This is a genomic window from Streptomyces sp. NBC_01003, assembly GCF_045162695.1.
Taxonomy (GTDB): Bacteria; Actinomycetota; Actinomycetes; order Streptomycetales; family Streptomycetaceae; genus Streptomyces.
In genome coordinates, this window is the sequence record NZ_CP108707.1 from 5,553,486 (window position 1) to 5,572,582 (window position 19,097).

The following is a 19,097-nucleotide window of genomic DNA, read 5'->3' on the forward strand; positions in this document are numbered from 1 at the left end:
AGGGGTCGGGCTACATCTCCAGAAGCACCGTGAACGGGCCGTCGTTCGTCAGGGACACCCGCATCTGCGCCCCGAACCGGCCCGTCGCCACGGTCGCCCCAAGGGCCCGCAGCTGCGCCACGACCTCGTCGACCAGCGGCTCGGCCACCGGTCCGGGCGCCGCCGCGTTCCAGGTGGGGCGGCGGCCCTTACGGGCGTCCCCGTAGAGCGTGAACTGGCTGATCACCAGGAGCGGGGCGTCGATGTCGCTGCACGACTTCTCGTCGGCGAGCATCCGTACGGACCAGAGTTTGCGGGCCAGTTGGGCCGCCTTCTCCTTGGTGTCCTCGTGGGTGACCCCCACGAGGACGCACAGCCCCTCGCCCTTGATCTCGCCCACGACTTCGTCTTCCACGACGACGCTCGCGCCGTCCACTCTCTGCACCACTGCACGCATACGAACCATCATGCCGTGCGCCCGAACCGCCCATCCGGGGCGGATTAGGGGCACTCGTGCACAGAGCGGCCACTCGGAGTGGCACGATGCTCGGAGTCGGTCTTTGAAGCCCGGCCGGGCGCGGGACGCCTGGCACGCACGCTCGCGGCGTTGCCGAAAAGCCCTAGTAGCTCCGCTACGAGGACTTTCCGGCGCCTTGCGATCGCGCGCACCAGACGCCCCGCGCTGATCCGGCCGGGGTTCAAAGACCGACTCCCACACGCGGTGCACCGCGTCGGTCCGGTCGAGGGGACGGTAGGGACGCAATGAGCCACACATCGAGCATCGGGCAGCCTCCAGGGACCCCCGTTTCGTTGACGCACGCCAGTCGCATCACCGGCACGAACCGCCTCAGCACGGCGCGCCCTCCGAAGCAGCGGGTCGCCGGCCCCGACCTCCCGGAGCCACCCGGGCACGACCTGTCCGCGCTCCGGCTTCCCGAGCTGCGCACACTGCGCCGCGACGCCCAGCAGGACGAGGCCGACCTGAGCTACGTACGACGGCTGCTCCAGGGCCGTATCGACATCCTGCGGGCCGAGGTCGCCCGCCGCAGGGACCCCGAGGCGCCGGTCGTGGACCGGCTCTCCGAGATCCTCACCGACAAGGCCGGCGGGCACCGCTCCTCCGCCCGCCACGTCACCCTCGGCACGCCCCGCAGCGAGGAGTACCGGGGCCTGGCCGCCGAGATGCTCGCCGAGGTCGAGCTGTCGGACCTGGACGCCCGAACGGACGATGAGCTGCACACGGCGATGGGCCGCCTCGTGCGCTACGAGCAGCAGGTCTCGCGCCGCCGTCACCTGCTCCAGTCGACGGCCGACGATTGCAGCGCCGAGATCGCCCGCAGGTACCGTGAAGGCGAAGCACAAGTAGACGACCTGCTCGCGTGACGCGGCCGCACCGGTGACCCCGGTGGCCCGCTGCGGGGCGGGTCTGTCCATGGCCCGCCATGGACCCGCCCCGGAAGGCCACCGATGTCCCCCTCCTCCGCCGCCGCCATACCCCCGGTCCTCGCCGAGGTCGTCCGTTCCGGCTTCGTCGAGGGCCATCACCGAGGCAGCCTGGTCGTGCTCGCCGCGGACGGGACCGTGGAGCTCGCCCTGGGAGACGTGACCGCTCCCGTCTTCCCCCGCTCGTCGAACAAGCCGATGCAGGCGGCGGGCGTGCTGCGCGCGGGCCTCGACCTGTCGGGCGAGCGGCTCGCGCTCGCCGCCGCAAGCCACTCCGGTGAGATCTTCCACCGCGATCTCGTCCAGAAGATGCTGTCCGAGCACGAGCTGACCCCGGCCGACCTCCAGTGCCCGCCCGACCTGCCGCTCGACCCGGTCGAGACCGAGACGTACCTGGCGGCGGGCGCCGTACGGGACCGGGTCACGATGAACTGCTCCGGCAAGCACGCGGCGATGCTGGCCGCCTGCGACCTGAACGGCTGGCCCAAGGACTCCTACCTGGACCCCGGCCACCCGCTCCAGAGGCTCATCCACGAGGTCGTGGAGGAGGCCGCGGGCGAACCCGTCGCCGCGGTCGGTACGGACGGCTGCGGGGCGCCCCTGATGGCCATCAGCCTCACCGGCCTCGCCCGCGCCTTCCGGCACTTCGTGCTCGCCCCCGAGGGCTCGGCGGAGCGCCGGGTCGCCGACGCGATGCGCGCGCACCCCGAGTACGTCGCCGGTACGCGCCGCCCCGACACGTGGCTGATGCGCGAGGTGCCGGGCACCCTGTCGAAGATGGGCGCCGAGGCGGTCCAGGCCGTGGCGCTCCCGGACGGGCGGGCGCTCGCCTTCAAGATCGACGACGGCTCGACGCGGGCCCTCGGCCCGGTCCTGGCCCGCGCGCTGCGGATGCTGGGCGTGGACGGCGAGGTCGTGGCCCGCATCGGCGCGGCGCCGCTGCACGGCGGCGGGGGCGTCGTGGGGGAGATCCGGGCGGTCTTCCAGGCCCCGCTGCCAGACGGGACGGGGGCCGCGCGGTAATCGGGTGGCCTCGCCCCGCGGACCCCGCTTAGCGTGACGGGATGACTCGCGACGACATCGACGTACGGCCGATCACCGATGACGAGTTTGCCGACTGGTCCCGGGCGCTGAACACCGGCTTCCTGCGGAGTACCCCCGACTCGCGGGAAACCCTCGACAAACGCAGGGAACAGGCGCGCGGCTCCCGGGTCCTGGGCGCCTTCGACGGCGGGCGCTGCGTCGCCACCTTCCGCTCGTTCCCGCAGGAGCTCACCGTGCCGGGCGGCGCGGCCGTCCCCGCCGACGCGATCTCCAACGTCACGGTCAGCGCCACCCACCGTCGGCGCGGCCTGCTGAGCCGGATGATGGCGGCCGACCTGGCCGACGCGAAGGCCCGCGGCGACTTCGTCGCGACGCTCATCGCCGCCGAGTACCCGATCTACGGCCGGTTCGGCTTCGGGCCCGCCACGTCGCTCATCGAGTGGGCGGTGGACGTGCCGCGCGCCGGTCTCGACCCGCGCCGGCCGGTGCCGGACGACGGGGGCCGTATCGATCTCGTCGACGGCGAGGAGGTCCGAAAGACGGGCCCGGAGCTGCACGAGCGGCTGCGCGCGAGCAGGCCCGGCGCCGTCGACCGCGACGGGTACTGGTGGCGCCGCAGCACCGGACTCCTCGAAACCCCAGAAGAGCCCTGGAAAGAGCCCTTCTACGCGGTCTACCGCGCGCCGAACGGCGAGGCCGAGGGCCTGATCGTCTACACCGTCGACGACAACTGGGGCGACACCAAGCAGCCGCACAACACGGCGACCGTGCGCGACCTGATCGCCGTCACCCCGGCCGCCGAGCGTGCCCTGTGGCACTACGTCTGCTCGGTCGACTGGATCGCGACCGTCCGCACGGGCTACCGGCCCCCGGACGACCTGCTGCCGCACCTGCTGCCCGACCCGCGCGCGGCCCGCGTCGTCACGCACGCGGACTGGCTGTGGGTGCGGATCCTGGATGTCGTAAGGGCGCTCGAGGCGCGTACGTACGCGGGGACGGGATCGCTGGTCCTCGAGGTCGGCGACGCGGCCGGCCTCTCCGGGGGCCGCTACCGGCTGGAGGCGGAGCCCGGGGGTGCGGTGTGCGCGCCGACCTCGGAGGAACCCGAACTCACGCTGGACGTGAGCGAGTTGGGGACGCTGTGGCTGGGCGACGAGTCCGCGGTGCGACTCGCCGCGCTCGGCCGCGTCAGGGAGGAGAGGGCGGGCGCCGCCGCCATTGCCGACGCCCTGCTGCGTACGTCCAGGCGCCCGTGGTGCCCGGACATCTTCTGAGGCGCATGTGCTGAGACGCGTCTTCCGAGGCGCATTTACTGAGGTGTGCTGTGGTGCTCCGGCGCGCTGTGACGCCGTGGCGTGACCGGGCTCCCGGCTCCCCTCCGGAAGGGAGCCCGGTCAGCCGCTCTGGGCCAGCAGCATCACGAGGATCACGGCCCCGATGCCGCTGATGAGGTTGTTCTTGGCCTTGAGGCCGATGGAGAGCGCGACGAACGCGATGATGCCCATCGGCCCGTACTTCCACTGGATCAGCTGCTCGAACCCGATGGCGAGGGCTGCTACGGCGATGGCGATGAACGGCATGTCTGGTCCCCCTTCAGTTCGGGAGTGATGACCAACCGGGCCAACCCTTGAGGATGTCCGACCATATGGCTCAAGTTGGCAACCAACTCCACTGAACTTATCTCCGCCCAATGCCGACTCATAACCACCTTTCCCTCAACTCCCCAAAGATGGCGGGAAGTTGTAGGGTTCGTCTGTGGGTTCGGAACCTGCCGCGGTCCATGGCCACCAGGAGCCGCCGGCGACGTATCGCCAGGTGGCCGACGAGCTGCGCGCCCGGATCAGGGCGGGCCGGTTGCGGCCGGGTGAACGTCTGCCGACCCAGGCCCGCCTCGCCGACGAGTTCGGCGTGGAGCGCGCCGCCGTGCGCCAGGCCCTGCGCGTCCTGCGCTCGGAACACCTGCTCGCCGATGTGTCCAAGAGGGCCCCGGCCACCGTCGCGCAGCACACGGGCCTCGTCCTCACCGGCCCGGGAGCGCCGCCCCAGCCCACGATGGTGGGGCTCGGCCCGCGGGTCACCGCCGCGTTCGGCGCCCGGCACGTCCAGATCGACGCCCTCTGTCTGACCGCGGTCTCGCTGACGCTCGCGATGGGTGAGCCGCTCCGTCAGATCCACGCCGGCCGTTCGAATCCGGCCAAGGTCGACGTCCGCGTCCTGCTGCCGAGCCGCGACATCGACCTCGCGTTCCCGACGCGGGTGGGCGCGGCGGACGCCCGGCTCCAAAGGAACTGGCTGGCGCAGCGCAACGCGCAGGGGCAGGTCCTGCGCCACAACCTCCTCGCCCTGCGCTCCACGCACGGGATCGACGTCCACGTCACGTTCAGGGCACTGCCGTTCACGCCACCGATCAAGCTCTATCTGCTCAACGGCGGCGAGGCGCTGTTCGCGTACTACACACTGACGAGGCGGGACGAGCAGATCGACCAGGAGTACCTGGAGACGTACGGGGTGCAGGGCACGCGGTCGATGCTCTTCCCGTTCGAACAGGGGCAGGGGCAGGGACTGCGGGAGACGACGTTCGTCGAGCAGTCCCATCTGTGGTTCGACAGCCTCTGGAACACGATCAGTTCGGACCTTACGCTCACGCCGTGAGGGCGCGGGGGCCCGCCTGTGTCAGAGCGCGGGTCCGGCGATCATCAGAGCCAGGAGTACGGCGCCGACGGAGCTGCAGGTGGGGCTCTTCGCCTTGACGCCGATCGTGAGGAGCAGCAGGCCGGTGATCCCGACGGGACCGTAGCGCCACTGGACCAGCTGCTCGAAAGTGATCACGAATACGGCGGAGAAGAAGGTGAGGACGGGCATGGTGGTTCCTCCTTCGGCCATCTTGCTCCAAGTTGGTAACCAACTACGATGAAGTTGTCCCCACTTGGTCGAGGTCGATAAACAACTCCTCAACAACTCCCGCCAAGTGATGGTTAGTTGTAGCGTTTGGTTGTGACCCAGGAGAGCGTTGCAGTGAACGGCAGCAGAAGGTCCTCACCACAGGAGATCGCCGACGTCCTGCGGGAGCGCATCAAGGTGGGTGAGCTGCGCGCGGGCGAGCGGCTGCCGACGCAGGCGGAGCTGGCCGAGGAGTTCGGCGTGGAGCGCGGCGCCGTACGCCAGGCCCTGCGCTCCCTCCAGGAGGACGGCCTGCTCAGCAACGTGAGCAAGGGCAGCCCGCCGAGGATCGCCGAGCAGGCCCCGGCCCGCGACGAACCGCAGCGCACGATGGTCGGCCTGGCGCCGCGCCTGTCCGAGGCGTTCGCGTCGCCGCAGGTGCGGATCGACGCCGTCTGCCTCACCGCGGAGACCCTGATGCTGGCGCTCGGCGAGCCGCTGCGCTTCATCCACGAGGGCCGTATACGCCCCGACTCGGTCGACGTGCGCATCCTGCTGCCGGGCAAGGACATCAATCTCGCCTTCCCCGTATCGGTCGAGGACGCCGGAGCCGGGGAGGGTGATGTCGTGCACCAGCGCTGGCTCGACCAGCGCAACGCGCAGGGCCAGGTCCTGCGCCACAATCTGCGTTCGCTGCGGTCCTCGCACGGCATCGACGTACGGGTCACGTTCCGTGCGCTGCCCTTCACTCCGCCGGTCAAGCTCTACCTGCTCAACGGGAATGAGGCGCTCCTCTCGTACTACCTGGTCACGCGGCGCGAGGAGGAGATCGAGAGCGGCACGCTCGACATGTACGACACGCTCGGCACGGAGTCGCTGCTGTTCTCGTTCGAGAAGCGGGCCGGGCAGCGGGACACGGCGTTCGTGGAGGAATCGCAGAAGTGGTTCGACGCCCTCTGGGAAACCATCACCACGGACCTGACACTCTCCTAGTGACTTCTGATGCAACGAAGCAGACTGTTCCGGTGGCTGAAGCGACGGAATCACTGCGGGAATTGATCAAAAGGGCGCGCTTCGTGCTCTTCGACTTCGACGGGCCGATCTGCCGGCTCTTCGCCGGGCACTCCGCGGAGCGGGTGGCCGTCGAACAGGTGCGGTGGCTCGAGGAGCGCGGGCTGCACGGTCTGCTCACCGAGGAGGAGCGCGCGGAACCGGACCCGCACGCCGTCCTGCGCGCCGTCGACCGCCGGCGCCCCGGCAGCGACCTGGTCGTCGAGCTGGAGGAGCGCCTCACCCAGCAGGAGCTCACGGCGGTGGCCTCGGCGTGGCCCACGCAGTACGCCGACCCGCTGATCAGGACGTGGTTCGCGGTGGGCGCCCACCTGGCCGTCACGACGAACAACTCCCCGGCGGTGGCGTCCCGCTACCTGGCCACGCGCGGCCTCACCAGTTGCTTCGCCCCGCACATCTACGGCCGGACCCAGGACCTCCACCTCCTGAAGCCCCACCCGCACTGCGTACAACGCGCCCTCGGCGCCCTGGGGGCGACCCCCGAAACGTCCCTGATGATCGGCGACACCCCCTCGGACTTCGAAGCGGCCACAGCGGCGGGCATCGCGTTCCTCGGCTACGCCCGCAACGACCGCAAGGCAAAGGTCCTGAGGGAGGCGGGAGCGGAGGTGGTGGTGTCGTCCTTGGAGCCGGTGCTGGGGGTGTTGCGGGAGCGGGGCTGACGGCTTCAGGCGCCTCTTGGAGCATGCACGCATGGTGCGACTCCGTCTGGAATGTGATCGCGGAGCGGGAGGCGACGGGTCAGGCCACTGCTCCACTCAGCTCCGGTCAGGCCGCTGCCCGGCGCGTTCAGTCAGCGATTTCGCACGGACGGCGCGAGTGGTACGTGAGTGGGTTCTGGGATGCTGCCGCCTGGCGGAGTACCGTACTCCTCCTCTTCAATAACGCTGGTGCTACTCCTGGCGAAAGAATGGGCGATGGCAACGGACCCGACCACGACAGCCTGGCGACGTGCTGTCGCATTGAGTGGTGGCGAACAGTCAATCGAAGGTCCGCTCAAGGGTTACCACCATGAAACATATGTCCTCCCTTTTCTGTGTACGGGTGACCTGTCCCGGACCGGTCGGTGGAAGTGCCGGGAACCTCGCAGCGGCCTCTTCTGGTTCGACCGCCGGTGCTTCGAATCGGAGGAAGCCCTGCTCGACGCCCTGGCGGGGCGCGTCTCACGCATTCCCGAGGTCGTCGAGGTCGAAGGTGCCAGGCTGCAGCAGTTCATCGAGGGCAGCACGCTCGGGTCCCTGGAGAAAAGAGGGGAGCCCGCGCCCTCGGATCTGAGCGGACAGCTGGGCACCCTGTTTCGCGAAATGGCCGAGGTGCGACCCGATTCGCTCTCCATTGCCAGAAAGTGCACAAAAGAGGACCAGGCGCCGGACGGGGACTCCGCTGAATTCCTGGAGCGGCTGATCAGGTTCACCGAAAAGCAGGTATACGAAAAGAACCTGGAGCGGTTCGGCGGACTCTTCGGTCACCTGGGTCTGGACGGTGAAGCCTTCACGCGCCTGCGGAAGCATGTTCTGGGGCTGGTGGAGCGGCCCTTCTGTCTTCTGCACGCGGATCTCCACCGCGAGAACCTGATCGTGGACCCGTCATCGCGGCTCTGGGCGATCGACTGGGAACTGGCCATGTTCGGTGATCCCCTGTACGACCTCGCAACGCATCTGTATCTCATGCGATACCCGCAGGCGCAGGCGTCCGGCGTCATCACCTCTTGGCGCAGCAGTGTCGAGGACGTCAGGAAGGGAAGTTCCCAGGGCTGGGAGAAGGACCTTCCGCTCCTGATCGACTTCAAGAGGGCGCAGTCGGTGTACACGGATGTGATCAGGTCCGCGACGAAGCTCAGTGCCTCGCCGGCCCGCGACGGATCGCTGCTCTGGCTCACGGCCGTCAAACTGCGGAGCATCGTGTCCGCGGCGGCTGTCCCCTTGGGTCTGGAGTCCGTCCCCTCCGTTGCCCGGATCGCCGAAGGGCTGGCTCGCTGGCTCACCGGCCGCTGAGGCCGGCCGCATGGACCGGCGCCGGTGCTGCCCGCTGTCCCGCCCCTTCGCGCGGGGGTGGTGACCATGGGCGGCACGGGATGCGTAAAACGGGATGCGTAAAGGGGGATGCGTGGCGCGCGATGGGGGAGCCGATGGCAGAGGTGTCGCGTGGCTGAAGGATCTGGCGCGGTTCGAGGTCCTGGCGGGGCGCGGACGGTGCGGAGGGCGTCGCGATGTGGACCAAGCATTTCAACGACCTCTGGACGCTTGCTTCCGTTCCGCCCTGGCGGCAGTCGTGACCGCGACGCCGGCGCGGTGAGGCGGGCCCGCCGGCTCTGCGTACCCTTCGCCCTATGAGTGGCGAGACCGGTGCAATGGGCCTCCGTGAGCGGAAGAAGCGGCGGATGTATCAGGCGATCTCCGAGGCGGCCATCGGGCTGTTTCTGGAGAAGGGGTTCGACAAGGTGTCCGTCGCCGAGGTCGCGGCCGCCGTCGAGATCTCCAAGCCGACCCTTTTCCGGTACTTCCCCACCAAGGAGGACCTGGTCCTCCACCGGTTCGCCGATCACGAGGACGAGGCCGCGCGCGTCGTCGCCGGGCGGGGCGAGGGCGTGACCCCGCTCGCCGCGCTGCGGGCGCACTTTCTCGACGGGCTCGAGCGGCGCGATCCGGTGACCGGGCTGAACGACCACCCCGCGGTACTCGCCTTTCACCGGCTGCTCTACGGCACCCCGTCGCTGGTCGCGCGGGCGTACGGGTACCAGGAGCGGTCGGAGAAGATCCTGGCGGGCGCGCTCGGCGAGGGGGTCAGGGCGGCGCTCGGGGCCGGGCAGATCTTTGCCGTACAGCGGGTTCTCGCCATGGAGAACTGGCGGCGGATCGCCGAGGGAGAGAGCGCCGACGCGGTGTGGCCGGATGCGGTGGAGGCTGCCGAGCTGGGGTTTCGGCAGTTGGAGCGGGGGCTTGGAGCCGGGGGTGGCGCATAGCGCTCGCCACGCAGGTCGTGAAGTCGGGTAAAAAACGTTACCTGGTTGCGTTATTCTCGTCCGGTGACCGCTTCCGCCGATCTCCGTGCCCTCGTCCAGGAACGCCACCACCACGACCTCTGCCGCGCCGCCCTCGCCGCGATGATCGAAGGCGCCGACGAACAGGTGATCGTCGGCGAGAACGCCTCCGCCTCCGGGGCCGATGCCGAAGTGCTCGGGTACCAGCTGCGCAGCAAGGCCAAGGAACTGCACGAACTGCCCGAGGTCCCGCTCTTCTTCGGGCGCCTCGACTTCGCGGACGGTGACGGCGACCACGCCGGGCAGAGCTACCACGTAGGACGGCGCCGCGTCAGTGAGCACCCGGCCGCCCCGCCCCTCGTCGTCGACTGGCGCGCCCCCGTCTCGCGCGCCTTCTACCAGGCCGGACCCCAGGAACCGCAAGGCGTCGCGGTCCGGCGCCGCTTCGGATGGGCCCCCGCCAGCAAGGGCGACTCCGCCGATCTGACGGGCCTGGAGGACGAGTGGCTCACGGTGGAGGGCGAGGCCGAGGAAGGGTCCGGTGCCGCTCCCACGTCTGGCTCCGGTGAGGGCAGCCGTATCGTCGCCCGCGAGATCGAGCGCCCCCGCGTCGGCCCCATGCGCGACATCGCCGCCACCATCCAGCCCGACCAGGACGACCTCGTCCGCGCCGATCTCGGCACCTCGGTCTGTGTGCAGGGCGCCCCCGGCACCGGCAAGACCGCGGTCGGCCTGCACCGGGCCGCGTACCTCCTCTACACCCACCCTCAGCGCGTCCAGCGCGGCGGACTCCTCATCCTCGGCCCCAACCGCACCTTCCTCACCTACATCTCGGAGGTGCTGCCCGCGCTCGGCGAGAGCGGCGTGCGGCAGTCCACCATCGAGGAGATCCTCGTCGAGGAGAGCAGTACGGCGGTGGCCAGGGCGCGGACGTACGAGGACGCCGGAGCCGCGGCAGCCGTGAAGCACGACGCCCGCATGGCCGACGTCCTGCACCGCGCCCTCTACTCCCGCGTACGGCCCGAGGCCGCCGCCGACTCCCTCGCCATTTTGGACGGTTCGTACCGCTGGCGGGTGCCGGCCGGCGTGCTCGGGCGGATCGTGGCGGGTGTACGCGAGGAGGAGCCCCCGTACGCGATCGGGCGGGAGCGCGTACGCAGTCGGGCCGTGCGGCACCTTCAGGAGCAGGCCGAACGCAGGTCGGGACCGGTGAACAACCTCTGGCTGCAGAAGGTCGGCAGGGCGCGGCCGATGAGCGCGTACGTCGACGCGGTGTGGCCCAGGGTGCGGCCGGAGGAGGTCGTCGCCGGGCTCCTCGGCGACGCGGACGCTCTCGCCGCCGCGGCGGACGGGATCCTGGACGCCGACGAGCAGCGGTCGATCCTGTGGGCGAAACCCCCGCGCTCCTTCCGTTCGGCCTCCTGGTCGGCGGCCGATCTCGTACTCCTCGACGAGGTCGCCGGGCTCCTCGAACATCCCGCCGGATACGGGCACATCGTCATCGACGAGGCACAGGACCTCTCCCCGATGCAGGCCCGGTCGATCGCCCGCCGCGCCGCGTACGGCTCGCTCACCGTCCTCGGCGACCTCGCGCAGGGCACCACCCCGTGGGCGGCCCGCACCTGGGGCGAGCTGCTCGGCCACCTGGGCAAGCCCGACGCCCTGATCGCGCCCCTGACGACGGGGTTCCGCGTCCCCGGCGCGGTCGTCGCCCTCACCAACCGCCTCCTCGGCATCCTCGACGTGGACGTGCCGCCCGCCCGTTCCCTGCGCCAGGACGGCGAGTTGAGGATTCGTGAGACGGGCGACGTCATCGCGGAGACCGTCGACGCCGTGCACGAGGCGCTGGCGTACGAGGGGTCGGTGGGCGTCGTTGCGGCCGACGAGGAGACGGTGCAGCTGTTGCGAACTGCCTTGACCGGCAAGGGCATTGAGGTGAGCGGGCCGGATGATCCGCGGGCTCGCGTGACCGTCCTCGGGGCCTTTGTCGCCAAGGGCCTCGAGTACGACCATGTCGTCGCCGTCGAGCCGGCCGCCGTCGCCGAGGCCGAGCGCCGCGGCCTGCACCGGCTGTACGTCGTCCTGACCCGCGCGGTCTCCCGCCTCGACGTCGTGCACAGCCGGCCACTGCCGTTCGGGCCGGACGCGGCCTGAGCCGCCCGGGCTCACTTCGGGATGTCGAGCGCCGTCCCGTAGAGGCGGGAGACGCGGAGCCTGATCACCACGCGGCGCTCCTCGACCAGCTGTGCAAGGAACTCCGCCTCCTGCTCGGGGTGGTCGAACCCCGGTGTCATGGCGAGTAGTTCGCGTCCGACGGCGTCGCCGGGCGAGGCTGTCACCTCCGACACCTCGGCCTCGCCCTCGGCGACCGCGAAGGACCACACGTCGGGGCCGCTGACGTGCAGCGCGGCATGCGGGTCGGTCCGCAGTCGGCGGGCCTTGAGCCGGTCGGCCGTGGTGGAGACGCGCACGACGCGCTCCTCGGGGCTCCAGTGGTAGAGCACGGTGGACAGGTGCGGGTGCCCGGTGCGCCGGACACTCGCCAACGTTCCGAACCGGCTGCGGGAGAGCAGCAGTTGGAGCTCTTCGTCGGTGAGGATCCGGGGTGCGGGGCCACTCTTCGCTGTCATGACGCCTCCGTCGGTGGGGTGTTGTGGTGGTGCGCGGGTGGGGCTGATCAGGCCGTCGTGCGGGGCCTGCGCAGCACCACGTAAGCGATCAGGAACGCGGCGACGAGCAGACCCGTACCGACCGTGAAGGCCAGGTGGTAGCCGCTGGTGAGGGCCTCGGCGCGGGTGGCGCCGTGCGCGGTGAGCGAGCGGGTGCGGGAGGCGGCGAGCGTGGAGAGCACGGCGACGCCGACGGCCATGCCGATCTGCTGGGTGGTGTTGAAGAGGCCGGAGGCGAGCCCGGCGTCGGCCTCGCTCGCCCCGGACATGCCGAGCGAGGTCAGCGCGGGCAGGGCGAGGCCGAAACCCGCCGCGAGGAACATCACCGGGAGGATGTCGGTGGCGTAGTGCGCGTGCACGGGGACGCGGGTGAGGAGTCCGAGTACGCCGATGAGGAGCACGATCCCGGTGAGCAGCACGTTCCGTTCGCCGAAGCGGGCGCCCAGGCGGGCCGAGACGCCGAGGGAGACCGCGCCGATGACGGCGGCCGCGGGGAGCATGGCGAGGCCGGTTTCCGCGGCGTCGTAGCCGAGGACGTTCTGGAGGTAGAGGGCGACGAGGATCTGGAAGGAGAAGAGCGCGGCGACCATCAGCATCTGGACGAGGTTGGCCCCGGCGACGCTGCGCGAGCGCAGGATCCGCAGTGGCATGAGCGGCGTGCGGGCCCTGGCCTGCCGGACGAAGAACCCGGCGAGCAGCAGCGCGGCGACGGCCCCGGTCCCGAGCGTGCGCGCCGAAGTCCAGCCGTACTCCTCGACCTTGACGACGGAGTAGATCCCGAGCATCAGACCGCCGGTGACGAGCAGCGCGCCGGCCGTGTCGGCGCCGGCCCTGAGCCCGAGGCCGCGGTCGCGGGGCAGGGCGGGCACGGCGACCGCGAGGGCCGCGAGCCCGATGGGCAGGTTGATGAAGAAGATCCAGTGCCAGCTGAGCGCGTCGGTGAGCACGCCTCCCAGGACCTGCCCTATCGAGGCCCCGGCGGCGCCGGTGAAGCTGAACACGGCGATGGCCCTGGCTCGTTCGCGGGGTTCGGTGAACAGCGTGACGAGGATGCCGAGACTGACGGCGGACGCCAGCGCGCTGCCGACGCCCTGGAGGAACCTCGCGGCGATCAGGAGCTCGGGGCTCGTGGCCACGCCGGCCAGGAGCGAGGCCGCGGTGAAGACCACCGTGCCCGCGAGGAACAGCCGCTTGCGTCCGACGAGGTCGCCGAGCCGCCCGGCGAGCAGCAGCAGGCTGCCGAACGCGATCAGGTAGGCGTTGACGACCCAGCTGAGTCCGGCCGGGGTGAACCCGAGATCGCTCTGGATGGCCGGCATCGCCACGGTCACGATGCTGCCGTCGAGGACCGTCATCAGCATCCCCGTGGCCAGGACACCGAGGGCCGGCCACCGGGAGCGCTGGGGGGCGAGGAGCGCCGGAAGGGCGCGGAGTGGTGCGGAAACGGCAGCCATTTACGGTCATCTCCTGATCAAAGGGCCACTGCGGGAGCCGCTGCGGGCCAACAGGAATGACCGTAGCAGATAGTTTTGTTGCAGACTATCTTTTACGGGCGCATGTGGAGATGGGTCGGGGAGTGGGGTGCTGGGAGGGGTGGGGGCTAGTGCTGGCGCGCCCTCCGGGGGGCCGGGTGCGTGCTCTCGGGCGGGGCGGCCAGGTGGCCGTCGACCAGGGCGTTCAGCGCTCGCAGCAGAACCTCGCGCTCCGTCTCGGGGAGCGAGCCGAGCGCCTCCTCGTGGACGTGGTCGACGATGGCCTGGCTCTCCACGGCGGCCTGCGCGCCCTTCTCCGTGACCGCGATGATCCTCGCCCGCCGGTCCCGCGCGGACGGGCGCCGCTCGGCGAGGCCCGCCTTCTCCAGGGCGTCGACCGTCACCACCATCGTGGTCTTGTCCATGTCGCCGATCTCCGCGAGCTGCGCCTGCGTGCGCTCCTCCTCGAGTGCGTGCACCAGTACGCAGTGCATGCGGGCCGTGAGGCCGATCTCGGAGAGGGCCGCCGCCATCTGCGTACGCAGCACATGGCTGGTGCGGTCGAGCAGGAAGGAGAGGTCCGGTTCGGTGCGGGTGGGTGCCATGGAGGTCATGAGTGCCAGGGTAGCGAATTTGATCCGTTGCGGATTATCTGTTGCGGTTGCGCACTCGTGGCTTTGCGGGCGGTACGGCGAGTGGCCGTACGGGGACCCGGGCCCCGCCGTACGCTGGCAGCGTGACGCTCGATGACCTCGTACGGCTGCGCCGGGCCCGGGACATGATGGACCGGGACTACGCGCAGCCCCTCGACGTCCCGGCCCTGGCGCGCGCCGCGCACATGTCGCCCGGCCACTTCTCCCGCAGCTTCCGTGCCGCCTTCGGCGAAACCCCGTACAGCTATCTGATGACCCGCCGTGTCGAGCGGGCCAAGGCGCTGCTGCGGCGGGGTGATCTGAGCGTGACGGAGGTCTGCTTCGAGGTCGGCTGTACGTCACTGGGGTCGTTCAGCTCGCGCTTCACCGAACTGGTCGGCGAGACCCCGAGCGCGTACCGGGCCCGCGGTCATGAGCCCGGCGCGGTCATACCCGCGTGCGTCGCCAAGATCCTCACCAGGCCGGTCAGGAACGGACCCGTGGGCAGTGCTCAGGTCCTCGACGGAGGACCGGAAGTGGGCCCTGGCGCGTAGGGCCTTTCGTTCGGGTCGGGCCGGGCTCGCGCCGCCTTCCGGGTGGCATGGCGCACTATTGCAAGCAGTCGCTTGCAATAGTTAGCACCGGCGAGGCACTATCGGAACATGGCATCGCTCAACGTCGGCAATCTCGGTGAGTACCTGCGCGAGCAGCGCCGCAGTGCGCAGCTCTCGCTCAGGCAGCTCGCCGATGCCGCCGGGGTGTCCAATCCGTATCTGAGCCAGATCGAGCGCGGTCTTCGCAAGCCGAGCGCGGAGGTTCTCCAGCAGGTAGCCAAGGCCCTGCGGATCTCCGCGGAGACGCTGTACGTGCGGGCCGGGATCCTCGATGCGGAGCGGGACCGGGAAGAGGTGGAGACGCGTGCCGTCATCCTCGCCGACTCCTCGCTCAACGAACGCCAGAAACAAGTGCTGTTGCAGATCTACGAGTCCTTCAGGAAAGAGAACGGGACCGAGGCACAGCACAACAGTCAGGAACACCTCGCCGACGGCCCCCGCACGGCCGGGGACAGCGGTGCCGAACCCTCAAGCTGAAGCCGATGTGATCCGGGAGGACCACGCCATGGCCATCACCGACGACCTGCGCAAGACCCTCAGCAACCCGACCCCCCTCTACTTCGCCGCCGGCACGGCCGAGCTCGCCTACCAGCAGGCGAAGAAGGTGCCCGGCATCGTGGAGCAGCTGCGTGCCGAGGCCCCGGCCCGGTTCGAGGCCGTGCGCAACACCGACCCGAAGGACGTTCAGGAGAAGGCGGCCGGCCGCGCCAAGGAGGCCCAGGCGGTCATCCAGGCCAAGGTCAACGAGGTGCTCGGCACCCTCGACACCGACCTGAAGAAGATCGGCGAGACCGCTCAGGACCTCGCGCTGCGCGGTGTCGGCGTCGCCGCCGAGTACGCCGTCAAGGCCCGCGAGACGTACGAGAAGGTCGCCGAGCACGGCGAGGAGACCGTGCGGGCCTGGCGCGGTGAGGCGGCCGACGAGATTCTCGAGGTCGCCGAGGCCGTCGAGCCGGAGGCGGAGCCCGTCGCCGTGGCCGACCAGCCGGCCGCCGCGAAGCCCCGGCCGGCCGATGCGTCCGCCACGAAGCCGGTGGCGGCGAAGAAGACCCCGGCCAAGAAGACGACGACCGTGAAGAAGACCTCGCCCTCCGCGAAGTAGCGGCACGGCGGGGTAAGGAAAGCGGTACGGAGCGTACCGAGGGGCGGGCCGGGCACTTACCGAGTGTCCGGCCCGTTCACCGGGTACGGTGACCGCGTAGGACTGATCTGACTCGGGTGGTGGGCGTTGTGCTGATGTCGGCTTTCGGCGGCTTGATGTGGCTGCTCTACACCGCCATGCTCGTGCTCGCGGTGGTTGCTCTGGTGATGGCCGCGTTCTCGCGCGAGGACGCGTTCCGCGCGGCGGACAAGCAGAACAAGATGTTCTGGCTGATCATCCTCGGTATCGCGGTCGCGGTGAATCTCCTGATCCCGATGCTGTTCCTCCAGCTCGCGGGGCTCGTCGCGACGATCGTCTTCTTCGTGGACGTGCGGCCCGCGCTCCAGCAGGTGTCGGGCGGCGGCCGGGGCCGCCGTGGCGGCGGCTCCAGCAGCGACGGTCCGTACGGCCCGTACAACGGCGGTCGCTGAGCCCTCCGGCTCCCGGGGCGCGGTCAGCGCCCCGGTTCAGGGGCTATTTCCCCCGGTCCAGGAGGACGACGGCCACGTCGTCCGTGAGGTCGCCGCCGTTGAGGTCGCGGGCCTCGTTCACCGTCGCGTCGATGAGTTCCTCGCCGCGCAGTCCCTCCGCCAGCCTGCGGCGCACCATGTCCACCATGCCGTCCTGGCCGAGGCGCTGCTTGCCGTCGCCGACCCGCCCCTCGATCAGGCCGTCCGTGTAGAGCATCAGGCTCCACGTCGGGCCGAGCTCCACCTGGCGGCGCGGCCAGCGGGCGCGCGGCAGCAGACCGAGCGCCGGGCCGTTGTCCTCGTACGGGAGCAGCTCGGCGGTCGGGGTCCCGGCGACGCGGGCGGAGCCGGGGACCCGGGAGTACGTCGGACGGGAGATCAGCGGCGACGGGTGCCCGGCCAGGCACAGGCCCGCGCGGCGCCCGTCGGGGGAGATGTCGACCGTGCACAGCGTCGCGAAGATCTCGTCGTCCGACCGCTCGTGTTCGAGGACCTGCTGGAGCGTCGAGAGCAGTTCGTCGCCGCACAGGCCGGCGAACGTCAACGCTCGCCAGGCGATGCGCAGTTCGACGCCGAGCGCCGCCTCGTCGGGGCCGTGCCCGCAGACGTCGCCGATCATGGCGTGCACTGTGCCGTCGGGCGTACGGACGGCGTCGTAGAAGTCGCCGCCGAGCAGCGCGCGGGAGCGGCCGGGGCGGTAGCGGGCCGCGAAGCGCAGCGGGGAGCCGTCCAGGAGCGGCGTCGGGAGCAGGCCGCGCTCCAGGCGGGCGTTCTCCTGGGCGCGCAGGCGGGACTCGGCGAGCTTGCGCTGGGCGACGTCGGCGCGCCTGCGCTCGACGGCGTAGCGGACTGCGCGGCCGAGGAGGCGGCCGTCCAGCTCGTCGCGGAACAGATAGTCCTGGGCGCCGACGCGCACGGCCTCGGCGCCGCGCTCGGCGTCACCGGATGCGGTGAGGGCGAGGACGGCGTGCCGCGGCGCGAGACGCAGGACGTGCCGGAGTGTCTCCAGCTCGTCGGTGTCCGTGGCCGCGCCGGGCGCGGGCAGGGCGAGGTCGAGCAGGATGCAGTGGACGTCGTCGGTGAGGAGCCGCTCGGCCTCGGTGAGGTTGCGGGCGGTACGGACGCGGATCGGCTTGCCCGCCGAGTCGGTCAGTTCGGGCACGCCGAGGGAGGCGGTGGGGTCGTCCTCGATGACGAGGAGCGTCAGAGGGCCACCTCCGCCGCTCTGGGCGCCGGAGGCCGTGGGCTGCCGGGGCAGCGTGACGGGCGGCGGCGTCGGCACAGTCGGAGCCTGACCACCTTCCACGGCCGGGATCGCTCTCTGCCGCGGTACGGGTACGGGCATCGCTCGGTTCCTTCCCTCCCCCCGAGGGCGTGGTGGAGCGAAGGATCGTCGCACCACCGACGGTGGACCTTAGCGGTAGGCGGCCCGGCAACGGAATGGTGAGAGGCAAACCGCCACTGTCATATGCCGCATCAACTAACGGAATTGGGCACGCCAAAGGGCCCATCGGCCCTTTCGGGGATGACGAAGGTCACGTCGTTTCACTGCAACCGGAGGCATCGGAGTGCGGTGGGTCACGTGGCCCAGCTCACGACAACCGGCCCCGCGCGGACCTTTACGCGTCGGGGCGGACGACCCCGAGAATCGTCATGGAGCCCGCGCCCGCGACCGTGACGTTCCGCCCGGGCCGGGGGGCGTGGACGATCGCGCCGTCCCCTATGTACATCCCGACGTGGCTGGCGTCGTCGTGGTAGATGATCAGGTCGCCGGGACGCATGTCCTTGATGTCGATGTGCTTGAGCTGCTTCCACTGCTCCTGCGAGGTCCGCGGGATCGGCCGTCCGGCCGCCGACCAGGCCTGCGAGGTCAGGCCCGAGCAGTCGTACGAGCCGGGTCCCTCGGCGCCCCACACGTACGGCTTGCCGAGCTGGCCGGTGGCGAACGCGACCGCCTTCTTGCCCCGCGCCGACGCGCTGCCCTTGATGTCCTTGAGGACCCCCGAGCTGAGCCAGGCCGTCTGCTGCTTGTACTCGGCCTGCTGCTCCAGCTGCTTCAGGCGCTCCCGCTCCTTCTTCTCGAGCTGCGACTCGAGCTTCTCGGCCTCCGCGATCTTGCTCTTGATCTTCTTCTGCGCCCGGGCCTTCTCCATGCGGTTGGCCTCGAGCTTCTTCCAGTTCCGCGTGGCGTCCTGGGCGTACGTCTGCAGGTCCTCCTGCGTCCGGGTCAGCTCGCCCATGAGTCCCTTGGTGGCGTGCTGCCCCTGCCGCATCCGGTCCGCGCCGTCCAGGAACCGCGAGGGGTTGTCCGAGAGCATCAGCTGCGCCTCCGGCGGCATCCCGCCGTTGCGGTACTGCTGGCGGGCCGCGGCGCCCGCGCGGGACTTCAGCCGGTCCAGCTTCTTCTGGCCGGCGACGATGTCCTTGGCCAGCTGGACGATCTGTCCCGACTGCTTCCGGGCCTTCTCCTCGGCCGCGTTGTACGCCTCCGTGGCGACGGCCGCGTCGTGGTAGAGCCCGTCGAGCTTGGCGCGGACCGCCTCGAGGTCCGGGCCTCTGTCTGCCGTTGACGGCGGCGCGGGCCGCGCGGGACTCGCGTACGCGGCGCCCGGCGCCGTCAGTACGGTCATCGCGCTGACCAGTGCCACGGCCGCCATGACTGTCGTGGTCCGCTTGCTCATCGCGCTCCGCCCCCAAGCAGT

The 19,097-nt window shown here is 70.6% G+C and carries 21 protein-coding genes; 13 read left to right on the plus strand and 8 right to left on the minus strand.

Going from position 1 to position 19,097, the window contains the following annotated elements; genetic code table 11:
• Positions 1-10: 10 nt before the first annotated feature.
• Positions 11-436, minus strand: coding sequence for a D-aminoacyl-tRNA deacylase (gene dtd, locus OG698_RS25485; protein WP_326775119.1), 426 nt, complete (start codon positions 434-436; stop codon positions 11-13).
• A gap of 305 nt (positions 437-741) precedes the next feature.
• Between dtd and OG698_RS25490 the strand changes: the two genes are divergently transcribed.
• The 3 genes from OG698_RS25490 (at position 742) to OG698_RS25500 (ending at position 3,740) form a co-directional block, all read left to right on the plus strand.
• Positions 742-1,362 carry an ABC transporter substrate-binding protein gene (locus tag OG698_RS25490; protein WP_406105640.1) on the plus strand — a complete coding sequence of 207 codons (621 nt, stop codon included), beginning with the start codon at positions 742-744 and terminating at the stop codon, positions 1,360-1,362.
• A gap of 84 nt (positions 1,363-1,446) precedes the next feature.
• Positions 1,447-2,445: an asparaginase gene (locus OG698_RS25495; RefSeq protein ID WP_406105641.1), complete on the plus strand. Its 999-nt coding sequence runs from the start codon at positions 1,447-1,449 to the stop codon at positions 2,443-2,445.
• A 41-nt stretch (positions 2,446-2,486) separates the two neighbouring features.
• A complete protein-coding gene (locus OG698_RS25500; RefSeq protein WP_406105643.1) occupies positions 2,487-3,740 on the plus strand; it encodes a GNAT family N-acetyltransferase in 1,254 nt (417 codons plus the stop codon).
• A gap of 120 nt (positions 3,741-3,860) precedes the next feature.
• On the opposite strand, the gene OG698_RS25505 is transcribed toward OG698_RS25500, so the two are convergent.
• Positions 3,861-4,046 carry a hypothetical protein gene (locus OG698_RS25505; protein ID WP_100595631.1) on the minus strand — a complete coding sequence of 62 codons (186 nt, stop codon included), beginning with the start codon at positions 4,044-4,046 and terminating at the stop codon, positions 3,861-3,863.
• Between the two features lie 175 nt (positions 4,047-4,221).
• Here OG698_RS25505 and OG698_RS25510 point away from each other — a divergent pair, with 175 nt between their 5' ends.
• Entirely contained in the window at positions 4,222-5,118 is an 897-nt protein-coding gene (locus OG698_RS25510) for a GntR family transcriptional regulator (protein ID WP_406105645.1), read from the plus strand.
• A gap of 21 nt (positions 5,119-5,139) precedes the next feature.
• Here OG698_RS25510 and OG698_RS25515 read toward each other — a convergent pair whose 3' ends face one another.
• Positions 5,140-5,328: a hypothetical protein gene (locus OG698_RS25515; protein ID WP_406105647.1), complete on the minus strand. Its 189-nt coding sequence runs from the start codon at positions 5,326-5,328 to the stop codon at positions 5,140-5,142.
• Positions 5,329-5,454: 126 nt separating this feature from the next.
• On the opposite strand from OG698_RS25515, the gene OG698_RS25520 reads away from it, so the two are divergent.
• The 5 genes from OG698_RS25520 (at position 5,455) to OG698_RS25540 (ending at position 11,551) form a co-directional block, all read left to right on the plus strand.
• Positions 5,455-6,339, plus strand: coding sequence for a GntR family transcriptional regulator (locus tag OG698_RS25520; RefSeq protein ID WP_406105648.1), 885 nt, complete (start codon positions 5,455-5,457; stop codon positions 6,337-6,339).
• Entirely contained in the window at positions 6,339-7,079 is a 741-nt protein-coding gene (locus tag OG698_RS25525) for an HAD family hydrolase (RefSeq protein WP_406105650.1), read from the plus strand. Before OG698_RS25520 ends, OG698_RS25525 begins: the two co-directional genes overlap by 1 nt.
• 255 nt (positions 7,080-7,334) lie before the next feature.
• Positions 7,335-8,411, plus strand: a complete 1,077-nt coding sequence (locus OG698_RS25530; RefSeq protein ID WP_406105651.1) for a phosphotransferase — start codon at positions 7,335-7,337, stop codon at positions 8,409-8,411.
• 335 nt (positions 8,412-8,746) lie between these two features.
• Positions 8,747-9,379, plus strand: coding sequence for a TetR/AcrR family transcriptional regulator (locus tag OG698_RS25535; RefSeq protein ID WP_406105653.1), 633 nt, complete (start codon positions 8,747-8,749; stop codon positions 9,377-9,379).
• A 63-nt stretch (positions 9,380-9,442) separates the two neighbouring features.
• The gene (locus OG698_RS25540) at positions 9,443-11,551 is read left to right on the plus strand and encodes a HelD family protein (RefSeq protein ID WP_406105654.1); all 2,109 of its coding nucleotides are present in this window, start codon (positions 9,443-9,445) and stop codon (positions 11,549-11,551) included.
• A gap of 11 nt (positions 11,552-11,562) precedes the next feature.
• Here the strand turns inward: OG698_RS25540 and OG698_RS25545 are convergent, their stop codons facing one another.
• From OG698_RS25545 to OG698_RS25555, 3 genes are all read right to left on the minus strand, one after another.
• Entirely contained in the window at positions 11,563-12,027 is a 465-nt protein-coding gene (locus OG698_RS25545; protein ID WP_406105655.1) for a TIGR03618 family F420-dependent PPOX class oxidoreductase, read from the minus strand.
• A gap of 47 nt (positions 12,028-12,074) precedes the next feature.
• Entirely contained in the window at positions 12,075-13,520 is a 1,446-nt protein-coding gene (locus OG698_RS25550) for an MFS transporter (protein WP_406105657.1), read from the minus strand.
• Positions 13,521-13,666: 146 nt separating this feature from the next.
• Complete coding sequence (locus tag OG698_RS25555) at positions 13,667-14,152, minus strand: MarR family winged helix-turn-helix transcriptional regulator (RefSeq protein WP_406105659.1); 486 nt, start codon at positions 14,150-14,152, stop codon at positions 13,667-13,669.
• A 122-nt stretch (positions 14,153-14,274) separates the two neighbouring features.
• On the opposite strand from OG698_RS25555, the gene OG698_RS25560 reads away from it, so the two are divergent.
• The 4 genes from OG698_RS25560 (at position 14,275) to OG698_RS25575 (ending at position 16,356) form a co-directional block, all read left to right on the plus strand.
• The gene (locus OG698_RS25560) at positions 14,275-14,724 is read left to right on the plus strand and encodes a helix-turn-helix transcriptional regulator (protein WP_406105661.1); all 450 of its coding nucleotides are present in this window, start codon (positions 14,275-14,277) and stop codon (positions 14,722-14,724) included.
• 108 nt (positions 14,725-14,832) lie between these two features.
• On the plus strand, positions 14,833-15,261 hold the full coding sequence (locus OG698_RS25565) for a helix-turn-helix domain-containing protein (RefSeq protein ID WP_406105662.1): 429 nt from the start codon (positions 14,833-14,835) through the stop codon (positions 15,259-15,261).
• A 28-nt stretch (positions 15,262-15,289) separates the two neighbouring features.
• A complete protein-coding gene (locus OG698_RS25570; RefSeq protein ID WP_406105664.1) occupies positions 15,290-15,886 on the plus strand; it encodes a hypothetical protein in 597 nt (198 codons plus the stop codon).
• A 128-nt stretch (positions 15,887-16,014) separates the two neighbouring features.
• Positions 16,015-16,356, plus strand: coding sequence for a DUF2516 family protein (locus tag OG698_RS25575; RefSeq protein ID WP_100595782.1), 342 nt, complete (start codon positions 16,015-16,017; stop codon positions 16,354-16,356).
• A gap of 43 nt (positions 16,357-16,399) precedes the next feature.
• On the opposite strand, the gene OG698_RS25580 is transcribed toward OG698_RS25575, so the two are convergent.
• Together OG698_RS25580 and OG698_RS25585 are read right to left on the minus strand one after the other, a co-directional pair.
• Positions 16,400-17,740 (minus strand): PP2C family protein-serine/threonine phosphatase, encoded by a 1,341-nt coding sequence (locus OG698_RS25580; RefSeq protein ID WP_406105666.1) that lies wholly within the window; start codon positions 17,738-17,740, stop codon positions 16,400-16,402.
• 274 nt (positions 17,741-18,014) lie between these two features.
• Complete coding sequence (locus OG698_RS25585; protein WP_406105667.1) at positions 18,015-19,076, minus strand: NlpC/P60 family protein; 1,062 nt, start codon at positions 19,074-19,076, stop codon at positions 18,015-18,017.
• Between the last annotated feature and the right edge of the window lie 21 nt (positions 19,077-19,097).

What these genes read in the sequence shown, in the direction of transcription:
- OG698_RS25530 (WP_406105651.1), top strand. Translation starts at nt 7,335, where the DNA reads ATGGCAACGGACCCGACCACGACAGCCTGGCGACGTGCTGTCGCATTG.
- OG698_RS25515 (WP_406105647.1), bottom strand. Translation starts at nt 5,328, where the DNA reads ATGCCCGTCCTCACCTTCTTCTCCGCCGTATTCGTGATCACTTTCGAG.
- OG698_RS25545 (WP_406105655.1), bottom strand. Translation starts at nt 12,027, where the DNA reads ATGACAGCGAAGAGTGGCCCCGCACCCCGGATCCTCACCGACGAAGAG.
- OG698_RS25500 (WP_406105643.1), top strand. Translation starts at nt 2,487, where the DNA reads ATGACTCGCGACGACATCGACGTACGGCCGATCACCGATGACGAGTTT.
- OG698_RS25535 (WP_406105653.1), top strand. Translation starts at nt 8,747, where the DNA reads ATGAGTGGCGAGACCGGTGCAATGGGCCTCCGTGAGCGGAAGAAGCGG.
- OG698_RS25505 (WP_100595631.1), bottom strand. Translation starts at nt 4,046, where the DNA reads ATGCCGTTCATCGCCATCGCCGTAGCAGCCCTCGCCATCGGGTTCGAG.
- OG698_RS25555 (WP_406105659.1), bottom strand. Translation starts at nt 14,152, where the DNA reads ATGACCTCCATGGCACCCACCCGCACCGAACCGGACCTCTCCTTCCTG.
- OG698_RS25495 (WP_406105641.1), top strand. Translation starts at nt 1,447, where the DNA reads ATGTCCCCCTCCTCCGCCGCCGCCATACCCCCGGTCCTCGCCGAGGTC.
- dtd (WP_326775119.1), bottom strand. Translation starts at nt 436, where the DNA reads ATGCGTGCAGTGGTGCAGAGAGTGGACGGCGCGAGCGTCGTCGTGGAA.
- OG698_RS25580 (WP_406105666.1), bottom strand. Translation starts at nt 17,740, where the DNA reads ATGCCCGTACCCGTACCGCGGCAGAGAGCGATCCCGGCCGTGGAAGGT.
- OG698_RS25490 (WP_406105640.1), top strand. Translation starts at nt 742, where the DNA reads ATGAGCCACACATCGAGCATCGGGCAGCCTCCAGGGACCCCCGTTTCG.
- OG698_RS25570 (WP_406105664.1), top strand. Translation starts at nt 15,290, where the DNA reads ATGGCCATCACCGACGACCTGCGCAAGACCCTCAGCAACCCGACCCCC.
- OG698_RS25585 (WP_406105667.1), bottom strand. Translation starts at nt 19,076, where the DNA reads ATGAGCAAGCGGACCACGACAGTCATGGCGGCCGTGGCACTGGTCAGC.
- OG698_RS25565 (WP_406105662.1), top strand. Translation starts at nt 14,833, where the DNA reads ATGGCATCGCTCAACGTCGGCAATCTCGGTGAGTACCTGCGCGAGCAG.
- OG698_RS25550 (WP_406105657.1), bottom strand. Translation starts at nt 13,520, where the DNA reads ATGGCTGCCGTTTCCGCACCACTCCGCGCCCTTCCGGCGCTCCTCGCC.